This is a genomic window from Paenibacillus sp. 01T422, assembly GCF_056398785.1.
This window is the reverse complement of sequence record NZ_JBFTQB010000440.1, coordinates 1-12,281: the sequence shown is the minus strand read 5'-3', so window position 1 is coordinate 12,281 and position 12,281 is coordinate 1. Positions and strand designations below refer to the sequence as shown.

At 43.0% G+C, this 12,281-nt stretch carries 11 protein-coding genes; 3 read left to right on the top strand and 8 right to left on the bottom strand.

Translation table 11 applies throughout. The features are described 5' to 3' along the window. The first annotated feature begins 162 nt into the window (after positions 1-162). Both AC1DUA_RS22470 and AC1DUA_RS22465 read left to right on the top strand, forming a co-directional pair. On the top strand, positions 163-960 hold the full coding sequence (locus tag AC1DUA_RS22470; RefSeq protein WP_477501895.1) for a helix-turn-helix domain-containing protein: 798 nt from the start codon (positions 163-165) through the stop codon (positions 958-960). A gap of 45 nt (positions 961-1,005) precedes the next feature. After that, positions 1,006-1,521 carry an IucA/IucC family C-terminal-domain containing protein gene (locus AC1DUA_RS22465; RefSeq protein ID WP_477501894.1) on the top strand — a complete coding sequence of 172 codons (516 nt, stop codon included), beginning with the start codon at positions 1,006-1,008 and terminating at the stop codon, positions 1,519-1,521. A 101-nt stretch (positions 1,522-1,622) separates the two neighbouring features. Here AC1DUA_RS22465 and AC1DUA_RS22460 read toward each other — a convergent pair whose 3' ends face one another. Beyond that, positions 1,623-1,874: an EamA family transporter gene (locus AC1DUA_RS22460; protein ID WP_477501893.1), complete on the bottom strand. Its 252-nt coding sequence runs from the start codon at positions 1,872-1,874 to the stop codon at positions 1,623-1,625. A gap of 32 nt (positions 1,875-1,906) precedes the next feature. Further along, positions 1,907-2,533, bottom strand: coding sequence for a DMT family transporter (locus tag AC1DUA_RS22455; RefSeq protein WP_477501892.1), 627 nt, complete (start codon positions 2,531-2,533; stop codon positions 1,907-1,909). Positions 2,534-2,678: 145 nt separating this feature from the next. Here AC1DUA_RS22455 and AC1DUA_RS22450 point away from each other — a divergent pair, with 145 nt between their 5' ends. After that, complete coding sequence (locus AC1DUA_RS22450) at positions 2,679-3,581, top strand: AraC family transcriptional regulator (RefSeq protein ID WP_477501891.1); 903 nt, start codon at positions 2,679-2,681, stop codon at positions 3,579-3,581. Positions 3,582-3,923: 342 nt separating this feature from the next. On the opposite strand, the gene AC1DUA_RS22445 is transcribed toward AC1DUA_RS22450, so the two are convergent. The 6 genes from AC1DUA_RS22445 to AC1DUA_RS22420 form a co-directional block, all read right to left on the bottom strand. Then, a complete protein-coding gene (locus tag AC1DUA_RS22445) occupies positions 3,924-4,301 on the bottom strand; it encodes an S-layer homology domain-containing protein (protein ID WP_477501890.1) in 378 nt (125 codons plus the stop codon). After that, a complete protein-coding gene (locus AC1DUA_RS22440) occupies positions 4,285-6,573 on the bottom strand; it encodes a cadherin-like beta sandwich domain-containing protein (RefSeq protein ID WP_477501889.1) in 2,289 nt (762 codons plus the stop codon). Before AC1DUA_RS22440 ends, AC1DUA_RS22445 begins: the two co-directional genes overlap by 17 nt. Before the next feature lie 158 nt (positions 6,574-6,731). Beyond that, complete coding sequence (locus AC1DUA_RS22435; RefSeq protein ID WP_477501888.1) at positions 6,732-7,328, bottom strand: response regulator; 597 nt, start codon at positions 7,326-7,328, stop codon at positions 6,732-6,734. Further along, positions 7,325-9,124 (bottom strand): sensor histidine kinase, encoded by a 1,800-nt coding sequence (locus AC1DUA_RS22430; RefSeq protein ID WP_477501887.1) that lies wholly within the window; start codon positions 9,122-9,124, stop codon positions 7,325-7,327. Before AC1DUA_RS22430 ends, AC1DUA_RS22435 begins: the two co-directional genes overlap by 4 nt. 57 nt (positions 9,125-9,181) lie before the next feature. Further along, positions 9,182-11,404 (bottom strand): hypothetical protein, encoded by a 2,223-nt coding sequence (locus AC1DUA_RS22425; RefSeq protein WP_477501886.1) that lies wholly within the window; start codon positions 11,402-11,404, stop codon positions 9,182-9,184. A gap of 78 nt (positions 11,405-11,482) precedes the next feature. Then, a partial coding sequence (locus AC1DUA_RS22420; RefSeq protein WP_477501885.1) for a type 2 periplasmic-binding domain-containing protein occupies positions 11,483-12,281 on the bottom strand: 799 nt, incomplete at its 5' end.

The window sequence follows — 12,281 nt, the reverse complement described above, 5'->3', positions numbered from 1 at the left end:
GTACTAAACACACAAGAGGATAGTCCATGCACATAATACTGATTATGTGTACAATTCTCTTCCATTTTTATATTGAAAAGCTTATTAATTAAAGGATTATTGAATATTTCCATGTATACTGCTAATGTCTAGATATACTACCTGAAAGGAACTTTCGTACATATGTTATCCCTTCTTTCCGTTCACTTTGACAACCGCATTCCGAACTGGCGTACGAATCTGATGTTGTTAAATCATAATGTACTCGTACTAGTGATCGACGGTAAAATCAAATACACCATCAACGATCGTACTGTAATTGGGGAAAGAGGAGAATTGCTGTTCATACCGATTAACACGTTGCGAACGGGTGAGAATTATGAAGGTGAACATCAAAAAATCACCGTTTTGTTCAATCACGGCGAAGAGGATGCGGAAGAAATTCCTATTTTCGGAAAAGGTCAGTTCAACAAATGTAAACTCCGTAACTTCGAATATTTCAAGCAACGATTCGAAAAGCTTTATCTCGAAGTCGTCGGCGACGGCAAATTCAATCGCTATTTTGTCAACGKGATTTTACAGGAACTAGTCGGAATGGCCGCACGTGAATTTGAACTTGTGGAAGTCACTCCTGTCAAGCTGAAGCTTGCGAATGAACTGCAGAAATACATGGTCGCTCACTACAGACAGCCGATCCAAATCGATCAACTTGCCGCCCTCATACACCGCTCGTCCAACTATACAATATCCATGTTTCGCGAAGTTATGGGCGTCTCTCCTATTCAGTACATTCATCTATTGCGCATGAAAGAAGCTTGCAATTTGTTGACGAATTCCGACCTTTCGGTAACCGAGATCTCTAATTATTTAGGTTATTATGATCATTCTTATTTCTTCCGTATTTTCAAAAAGTATACCTCCATGTCTCCGACAGCGTATAAGCATTCGGGATCCTACCCTCCAACGCTACAGCTATTTTAACAATAAAAGGATTATGCACGATGGGCCGCATGATAGTGTTAAACTATGACCGTGTACAACAAAGGACTGGATCTATCTGCCGATAATTGCTCTCTTGAATCCTCACTGGGTCACCCTTGGCTGGAGCATGTCAGTCTTGCCGATATTTATGCGATAATGCCGGAAGCTGGCAAACGGGAGATTTGGCGCAATGCACTTATCTCAGCTCTTTTTGCCGGGAATATAGGGAAATTAATAGCAATTATGTCCAAGATGGCCAACGTGCCAAAATCAATATTATGGGAAAATGTTGCGGTTCGTGTGTTCTCCTTATACGAGAAACGAATCGGATTAACGGGTGAGCAGCAAGAGCAGTCCCGAGCAGACTTTCAGTATCTGGTTCATCAGGCTCCCGGTGCTGTGTTCGGGGAAAAACAAAACCCGCTAAGCCGTTTTCATCACAAGCCGACCGTCACATCACTTTCTACTTCGCCTATGCGGATGCGCAAAACTTGCTGCTTCTACTATGAGGTCTCCAGTGTCAAAGAGTACTGTACCGGCTGCCCGAAGTTGAGCAGTTAGACTGCAAGCTTTGCTAATAGCATCAACAATACAAAGCGCCCCCCGGCTTCCGGGTGGCGCTTTGTTTCGACTCATTTTTTCTATTACAATATCGGGTTGAATTAGCGGTTGCCAACTTTCCTCCCCCCGACCATGGATTTGGACCAGAAATACATTCCCATTCCGAATAAAGTCAGCATGCCGCCTAAAAATTGAAATAAGGTAATGGCCTCCCCTAATAATAGATAGGCGAGAATAATGGCAAGAATCGGCTCTCCGATAATGCCCACTGAGACAGTCGTTGCCCCCACTGACTTCAACAATAGATTAAAGATATATTGTCCGAATATCGTCGGGATAATCGCAAGCAACAAGAAATAAGTCCACTCGGACGAGTCGTAGCCAGTTAGGAAATGTTATTCATTATATTGTAGAGGAGCATGACGGTACCGCCTATAAAAAAGACAATAATGCTGTATACATTCGCATCGACTTTACTGCTTATTTTCTGCCCCGCCAGCAAATAGACTGAAACAAATAGCGTCCCTGCTAGCGATAAGCCGTCTCCGATCAGAGCTGCTCTCGAAATCCCTATATCTCCCCAAGCGATAAAGATTGAACCCATAAGTGCCACGATCAAACAACCGGCGGTTAGCCGATTGACTTGTTCTTTGAATAATAAATAAGAGCCGATCATGACAAACAGTGGCTGCAACGACAAGATGACCATCGAGCTAGCTACAGAGGTATAGACCAGTGATTCCATCCAACAGAGAAAATGCAACCCTAGAAAAAGACCGGCTAAAAGCACGATACCCCAATCTTTGCTATTCATCCGTAAAGAGCGAATGCTCCTCCAAGGGACAAAAGCGAGCATAAGAATGACAGAAATAAACAATCTGTACATTCCAGCCACGGACGTAGGCGTATCCGAGAATTTGATCATGACAGATGAGATAGAGACAGATAAGATACTGATGACTAACAAAATAAACGGATGTGAAAGCAAAGCAGATTTCATTAATCTATCCATAATTCCTCCAAGCTGTTCAACAAATCCTGTGCACAGGATTGTAATGGTAAGCCTAGGCTGGATATAATAATAACATCACCAATGTATATTTTGTGCAATTATATCCCTAATTTATATTGATATATCGTCTAAAAGGAGACCCCCTTTGAAAAAACAATTATATGAAGCCATTCAGTATCCTGACGAGGCCTTCCCCTACATCATGTACACTCATACGAATCATGGATCTGTTCCTATAGGCAGAGGAATTAACGACTTGCATTGGCACGAAGAATTACAAATGACTTTGGTGACCAAAGGAAAACTAACAATTCAAATCAATGGGATTGATTATGATTTAAGTGCGGGGCAGGCTATTTTCATCAACAAAGGTGTTCTTCACATTGTGACCCATCTTACGCATGACGGAGAATATGTGAGCTTCAATTTTCCGGAGAAGCTGCTCGCCTTTTATTCAGATAGTGCCATGGAAAAAAATTATGTACTTCCTTATACCAACTCTTATTTATTATCACTAGAAATTAAAGGAGATACCGAATGGGAAAATCAAATCCTTCATATCCTTGGCGAGATGCAGAAGGAGTTTGAATTGAAAAAGAGCTGGGGATGGCAGTACGAGATTTCCATCCAAACGGTCAAGTTATGGTTAATTCTAATATCCAACATTTCGTTATCTGCAGAAGAGGCCTCTAAGCATAGCAGACTACAACAAGAAAGATTGCAGCTGATGCTTAGCTTTATTCATCAGAACTATACAAATAATATAACGTTAAAGGAAATTGCTGATGTAGCCCATTTGAGTGTATCGGAGTGCACTCGTAGCTTTAAAAAAAGCATCCATATTACCCCTTACGACTATTTGATCAAGTACCGCATTAAAAAGAGCTGTGAGCTATTAGAATCGACGGAATATACGATAACCGAAATTGCCCGGACAGTTGGTTTCAATCATGTAAATCACTTTATCCAATCCTTTAAAAAGCAACGCAGCACCACGCCCAAGGAATTCCGTAGACTTAGAAGTACACAGGCATCGTCTTGCTTATAACGCTATTGCAATCTCTATGTTGTACTTTGTGCAGCATTATGACCGCATTTAGCCCTCCGCACTCCCCTATATTGTACTTAGTACAACATTATGGGCTACAAACGGCTGGTTTCGTGTAACAACGCCAAAATGATTGTACTTTGTGCAACGAGGGCTGGAATTGCAAGCAGTATACCGCTCTATGTTGCACAAAGTGCAACGAAGCGTCCCATGGCACCACGGGGTGACCCGAGGCAGCCCTAAACTTAAATAGGGGTAAGCTTCGCTTATCCCAAAATAAATACCAAAAAAGGTCATCTCTGAAGATGACCTTTTTGTATTACGACTATGGCTTCAACATCCTTAGTTAAGTGAATCCAACAGCTTCTTCAATTCCGGGTTTAGCTTCAACGCATTCAGGATGATCTGCAAAGCTTCCGCGCGTGTGGAAGTGCTCTTCGCATCAAACTTTCCAGCTGCTTTACCGCTAATGATGCCGGCTTGTGCTCCAGCCTTGATCTCATTTGCTGCATAAGAATCCTTCACGTCTTCGAAATTCCCTTTGGAAATATCCTTTGGTACATTGTTGAGGTTTACAATCCGAGACAGCAGGATAACCATCTCCTCACGAGTGATCGTGTTATCCGGCTTGAATGTACCGTCTTCGTATCCTCCGATGATCCCTGCTCCAGCAAGTTTCTCGATCTCGCTTTTCGCCCAATTGTTACCAATATCTTTCATCTAAAGCAGGAGTAAGACCAGAGTCCGGCTTTTCTGTTGATGTCTTTGGTGGAGATTCAGGTTGAGATGCAGGTGAAGATGGAGATGAGGATGGAGGTGTAGATGAATGCTCATCATGAGCAGTATAAATAGTAATTACCTTGGTCCCAACAATGCCAGATCCATCATGTGCAGTTGCCTGAACGGTAACAGTACCTGCTTGAGTTGCGACAAGTAGACCGTCAGTATTAATCGTTGCTTTCCCTGTAGCAGCGCTTACAGACCAGTTGAAAGTTTTGTCCGTAGCGTAATCAGGAGTTATATTGGCATGAAGTTGTAAAGAGTCCCCTACGTACATGTTGTCACTAGTGATAGACACTTCAATACCAGTAACCATACTTCTGAGAGTGACCGTATAAGTTTGCTTCGTTCCATCCTGGGCAGTCACGATAAGGGCAATCGTATTAGACCCCAAATTGAGACTAATTGGATCGTTGACTAGATTCCCATTGAGTTGTAACGCTACCGTTGCATGGCTATCCGTAGTTGCATACGTAACTGTAGTCACCGAAACGTTGCTCGGAACAGCTGCCGTGTARKCGTACGTATCCGMACTTACTGGTTGATCAAGCGTTATRCCGCTTAAATTCAGCGARCTTAAASCAGCATTATTTGAACCARCTCGTAAAACMKTRGTYGTRTAGGTCTTTTTAGTCGTTCCATCTTCCGCAGTAACAACGATGCTTATCWCATTAGARCCAACATTTARMKGAATCGGATTACTAACAGAAGCCCCATTGAGCTGTAAATCCGCTGTTGCWTGGCTATCAGTTGCATACGTAACTGTAGTGACCGCAACATTGTTCAGCACAGTKGCCGTGTAATCGTACGTATCCGCACTTACTGGTTGATCAAGCGTTATGCCGCTTAAATYCAGCGAACCTAATCTGCTATCGGTAGACGGAGTAACCAAATTATTGATTAGATAAATCGGATCGTAACTGACACTAGAATTTACATCGCTACTAGAAGTTATTGTATACGAAGTATTCCCATTTGTTGGAGTGAAACGAATTGCATGTTTATTCTTAATTTTCTTTTGCTGTTCCGAATAGGCACTGTAATTAATACCGTCTTGCAGACCTATCAAAGCATACTCACCATATGATTTATCTGACCCCACAAGCGATCGGTATTGCATTTGTATTTCTTGCGTAGATTCATACAGGATGGCTTGAAAAGTACCAAAGGGACTGGATTCATTACAGCAAAAATTCATATTCGTCCATTGCATGACAAACTTTCGATTAGGAGCGGTTCCTAGCGTTTTGTACAACACTTTACTACTCGACATATACAAATCATCATAAAAAGGTGCGATAAAATTATTAGGTAAATCGCTATCTGGACTCGATCCCAATGGAAGAACTTCACCATCATAGCAGCATCCATCTGTTGGTTCATGAAACATCATAAAGCCATTTGTACTTGAGTAGGCTTGATTATAACTGTTTCCGAAAAAGTTAAAATTAAATCCCACTGGTATTGCACTCGATACACCGTCATCATTATCATTAACTGCTACGTTAGTTCCTGCATATACTCTTTCTGACGAGTCATAGATTAAATTCCATCCCGAATACAATGCGAGCGGTTTTGATGAAATACTACTTATGTCAGACTGAATAACAAATGTCACAAGACCGTTGACCGTATACGAAGAGTAACCTTCCTTAACACTATCACTCCGCGTGTGAGGTCCATTACTTATATCATTAAAATCTGTATTGTAAAACGTTGTGTTTGCATCCGCAGAATGGGCGAATACTTCCGTTCGGCCATCTACAAGTTCATCGTTGGTTCCATAAACAGCAAACGTCACATCCACATAACCCGGATGGCTGCTATCCGTCACTGATACTTGAGTGACATGATCTACAGCATGAGTTGGCTTTAGTGCTGAAATTTGGCTCAAATTTACAAGGTTAGTGTATGAATAATTGGGAACCCAACTTACATTCCCATCGCTCACATAGCCACCTACGATTGTTTTGGCACTGTTAGTTGATACGGTTATTGAAGTTTGATTGGCTTGATTCGTTGGTCCTGTTGCTATCGTTCCATCTGAATATCTTACATATACTTGCTCTGATCCCGCTAGCGTATCTCCAACGAGGAAGTTAAAAACAACTGAGCCGGTTTGAATAATACATCCACTTAAGAGAATTACAAACAGAGTCGCGACTAAGACCAAGTTGAACTTGGAAAATTGCTTCTTAATTAGGTTAATCATTTATTTCCTCCACTTTCCTGTCATTTGTCTATTTCCATTGGCAATTATATACTTTTGGGCCTATATGTGAGATGTAACTAAAGTTATAGTTCATAAAAAAATGTCGAAAAACCCATACATTTGTCATGTATGGGTTGTTTACTTCTATGTACTTGGCCCTATAAGGGCAGTAGTCTCAACTCTTTCATGCGAGCAACCGTTTGGACACGTCGTTTTATACCAAGCTTCCCGTATATACGATTAATATGCCCCTTAACCGTGCCTTCGGTTAATCCGAACCGATCGGCAATTTCCTTATTGGACATCCCTTCTACGATCGCTAATACAATATCCAATTCCCGATTGGTCAACGGATCGATCAGCGGTTCTGTTGCTGGATGATTCTCCTGTTCCGGAACCTGGTCGGCACGAGCACGCTCCACAGTTCGCAACAATCGCTCCTGCACAACGGGCTTCACGATATAATCAAAAGCATACACATCGAATGCGAACAAAGCGTATTCTTTGTGCGAGGTAATAAAAACGATCTTCGTTGCCCGCCCACTCTCTCGTAAGCGTTCAGCAAACTCTAGCCCGTTCTCTCTGGGCATGCTGATATCGACAAACATTAAATCCACTTCATGTTTGACTACATAGGAATAGGCTGACGCTGTATCTACAAAACTACCCACAACCTCAATTCCTGCCATCTTGGCGAGCATTCGCTTCATAATGAAATGCATGGCTTTCTCATCGTCTACAAGGATAACTTTCATCGCGCGCTCTCTCCCATACTACCTGCTAGTCTAGCTGAAAATCGAGGCTGGGTTGGGACGGAGAAATAGAACGTACTGCCTTGCCCAAGCGAACTCTCAAACCATAGATCTCCGCCATTTAACTGGACAAATTCCTTGCACAATGTAAGTCCCAAGCCTACGCCTCGTTCACCCGCTGTACCCAATGAGGACATCGGAGATGCCTGCTGTAACATTACGACCTGATCCGATGTCATCCCTGCTCCAGTATCGCTCACTGAAACGATCATTTGATCGTTGTCAGTCACTGCATGTACATGGATATGGCCTCCCGAATCGGTAAATTTAATCGCATTGGAAAGCAGATTCCGAATGATGAGATCGAGCATTTCTTTATCCGCATAAACAAACGAATCCTTCGGAATGTCCGACCTAATCTGAATCTGTTTATTCTCGCTTCGAACCTGTAGATGACGTATATTGGCTTGTACCATTTGGGCCAAATCTCTTTCGATGGGATTGAACGTCATTCCCCCCCTTTGACTTCGAAACCAATCTAGCAAGCTTTCTACCAATATAAAAGTGCTCTGAATTTGTTGACTCATTTCCCGCACAATTTCCTCGTGTTCGCCTTCGCCATCTGCAAAATCATCTTCCATGATTTCCACCAAATTAATAAGTACCGCTAATGGATCTCGAATATCGTGAGCAACGACGTTAAACATCTTATCCTTAAATGAGTTCAGTTCGCTAAGCTGTCTAGCGTTATCGCGGAGTTGTTCCTCTGATCGGACCCTCTCTGTGACATTGCTCAGCAGCAGCATTCTCCCCGCGGGCCTCTGACGATTATCGTGAATATCAGACAGATAAATTTGATAATATTGCACGTCAGATTGGCCAGAGAGCTGTATGCTGCCATTCAACGAAGGACCTTTCGTCATGGACTCTAGCAGTTTGGGATAGTTAGCGAAGACCTGACTAGCAGACCGCCCAATCCAATCGTGATGAATACCTGAAATAACACGTTTGGCCGATTGGTTGAAGCTGGTTAGCGTGTCGTCCAGATCGAAGACCATAACGGCATCCTGCATCGAGCCAAACACCTTCTGAAGTGCCAACGGCGCTAACCGCAGCATATTGAATTGATAGATTCCCCATAAGTAGAAGACTCCCGAGAAAATAAAGCCAAACGGGGATATATCAATAGGGATGTTCAAAATACCGCTCAAATAAACCAATGTAAAGCCGAAAATCCCCCATGACCCGATGATCATAAAGCTGACTTGTTTGCGCATGCGCGGTGTTGATTTGATCAACTTGTGGAACAGCAACACCATGCCTACGACAAGAAATGAGTAGGAATAAAAAACATGAAGTTTGTAGAGGGGGCCTTTTTCCAAAATAACAAGTGGGTAGCCTTCGGTGTAATCCAAGCTCATGCTCTTATAAAAGAGGTGATGCCACTCATTCGTATTATGAGAAACGAAAGTGATCATCGGAACAATCAAGAGCAGGGAAAGGAACCATTTGTTAATGAGCTTCTGCCTTCCCGTATACTGCAGAACAAGCACAAACCACATAATCGTCCCAAATGGGATGCCGATATACTCAATGCGCAGCCAAAACTTAATCTGCTCTAAGCTCGTGCTCACGATTTCGAAAGCATACCCGAAAGTGTAAAAGACACCCGTTAACATGCCTAAACCATAGCTGATGGCAATCGGAAACTCTCGCCTTTGCCAACAAATATATACGATTACCAATGAACTGCACGTAGCTGCCATTAGCAATACGGATAGATACAAATTGTAACTCATAAACGCGAGCCCCCAAGTCGGACTGATCTTCCATCCTATTGTCTTATATTATCAAAATTACGCGAAATTTGTTGGTTTTACTGCAAAAAAAAAAAAGCGCTCACCCCATGGAGTGAACGCTTTTTCTAACATATGCCCTGTATACCTTGGTATTATCCGGTATGATAGCAAATAGTCGGTAAAATTAATATTCAAGCTTTTTTTCAACGCGCGTCTGATGTAGCTGGAATGATAATTAAGTCGCGAGGCGCATTCCTCCAGCGTTAATTCACGGTCATATTCACTTTGAATAATCCGGATGACCTCATTCGATATTTTGTGGTGCGGCGCTTCCTTGTTCTGATCCTCCGTATGTATAATCGGCTCAATAATTTGCACCATGAACCAATGCTCGATCTCCTGAATTGTGTTGAATCGTTTCAATTGTTCATACAATGGAATCGCATCGGTATCGAGTGAGAAAAGAGCCCGATCCTGCCGCTCCGGGATGTACAGCAAATCCAGCAGAAGCTTCATCAGCCAATTATACATCTGGTTGTGTGTCAGCTCCCGATTAGACAAGATTTGTAGAAACTCCTTTAATAGCAAATTAGCCCGCTTCTCATCCGTGAACTTCACGGCTTCCACTAGCTGCTTCTCCAAATGATCGGGGAAAAACACCATTTGCTTCTCCGGCTCTTCATTTTCGATAAAAAGGATCGTCTCAGTATCTTTCGTAATCCGATACTTAAGCGCATCAAGCCCCTCTTCATATGCCTTGGGAGTATCAATATACATCTGAAAAGGGCGGCTGATTCCTGCGATGACGTGAAGGTCCAGAAATGTTAGCACACTGGCCTGAACCTGCTTGATCGTTTCATATAGAAATTCCTTAAATGCCTCTGGTGAATCGTGATTACCACGGATGATGGTTACCTGCGACTGCTCAATGACTACCGGATTTATACGGTACTTGATCGGCACTAGCTCCTCGACAATATTGCTGACTGCAAACAATAGCAGGTCACGGTCGCTTTCTTGGTAACGGGTAGGCTCAAGTGTATCAATTAGAATCACCACGACAGCGAGCCATCGGAATTCAGGGGTATAACCGAAAAGCTCGATCTGCTCTTCAATCTCTTTGGTCGACAGTTCCCCCTGCACCAATTTATAAATCATAAATGGTTTCAATTGGTTCCTTAAACTTTGTACATAGTTTGTCATATTCATATAATTTTGCGACATTCTATCCATTCGGCTTTCGATGACCTTGAACTCATCCCTCGGAGCTTGAGAATCAGCAACTTCACCCTGTTGTGCGGTCCTCTGATATAGGCTTCGGACAGGCAAATACAGCTTATTTGCCCCTTTCAGCGAGAGTATGGAACTCAAAGCAATGATGACGAAACAGGCCCATATCGTAGCCCAACCGATCGATTTCGATTCCCTTGTAAGACTGTCTAGCGAAACGACAGATAGGTACGTCCATCCGTTATAGGACGATTTGCGGTAGGTGAAACCGTATTCTTCCTTACCCATTTGTTGAATGCGGTAGCCAGTAGGGTCTGAAGCTTCGGCCATCTCCTTCAACAGCGGCGTATTTCGAACGGCTGTATCCAAGGAAGACGCCATATCGGTAACGATAATATTGCCCTTGTCGTCTACAATGATCAACGACCCCAGATCGCTGCTTTTCGGAAGCACTTTGAACAGCTCCTGATTCGACATCTGAGTCACCAGAAAAGCACTAGGTTTCGTCGAGAGGTTCGGAAATTGTTTGAACAAAAATACATTCGTTTGTGGAGGCTTACCTGCTTTTCCTTCCACCGTTTGTGTGATCCATTTGAACTGCCTGTCCAGTGGAGAAGACGACCGAAACAGCTGAAGGTCCTCCGATTCTTCCAGCTTGGTGTAACCCTTATCACTGATCACCCACTGTTGATCGATATTAATTAGCCGAATGTCGAGAATGCCCAGCTCATAAATTTGAACGCGCTGCATCGTTTCCAGCAATCTGTCAACCAGCGGGAAATCGTTAGCCTTTATCTTTACAGGCAAAATATCCGTAACCACCTGTGAATTCCCAAGTTGAAAGATGGAGATATCGATAATTTTTAGCGTGTTTTCGATTTGGATTTGCGTTTGCTGAAGAAGCTGCTCATTGCCTTTCAGCACTTTGCTTTCAATGATGCTCGATGATTTCATATACGAAAAAATGCCCAGCGCCATAACAGGTATGGCGCCAAGCAGTAGACATAATGCGAACAGTTTCACTTGATAACGGGGTAAATTCAGCTTCATGACAATCTCACTTTCTTTATGCCAATTCAAAGATTCGACTGCGTACATTATCGCATGAAGTTGGTACCATCGCACTCTTTAATTTTTCATTGTTTTTTCATACTCGGTTTTGTACTCGGACATGACTTGGTCTCCACCTAGCTTCTGCCAGTTAACAACGGCTTGTTGAAAGCCCTTTTCGTCCAGTTCACCCAAGATGAATTTCGTTCTGGCGTCCGTAATGACCTGATCCAGCTGTTTTCCTTTTTCCATATAGGTTTTGGACAGAAGCGGCAAGGCCGGGTTCGGAACAGCTAATTTCTCGTTGTTCTGAATCAGCTTGTTATACTTATCGACGCTCGGGTCCAGCTTGCCCGGAAGTGCTTTACTGCCATCAAACACCATTAATTGGAACAGATTATTATAGACATCATCGGTGAATACTTTCTCATCAATCCGAACCGCTTGGCCATTCTCCACCTTATAGTGCTTGCCTTCAATCCCCCACGTCATTAGGTTCTGTACCTTCTCGTCACCGAGCTTATCAATATAGGTAAGAACTTGTTTAAGTTCTGCTTCGGTTTTTACACTAGTTTTCGGGATCATATATACGCTGTTGTAGCCGGTACCCCCTTGCACTTTCATACCGCCTGGGCCGCTCAAACTAGCAACGGTATCCAATTTAGCATTGGGATTCGCTTTGAGCAGATCGGTGAAACGGGAGTTCAAATCATCATAGGCCCCAATATATACGCCTGCTTTGCCTTGGTTCACCAAAACAGTTCGGTCCTTGACTACTGGGAAGTCACTGTTAAACAATTTGTCCTTGAACATCTGTTGCAGTAATTTCATCGTATCCATATAAGGCGTCGTCATGAAATCCGGCGACATCTTACCC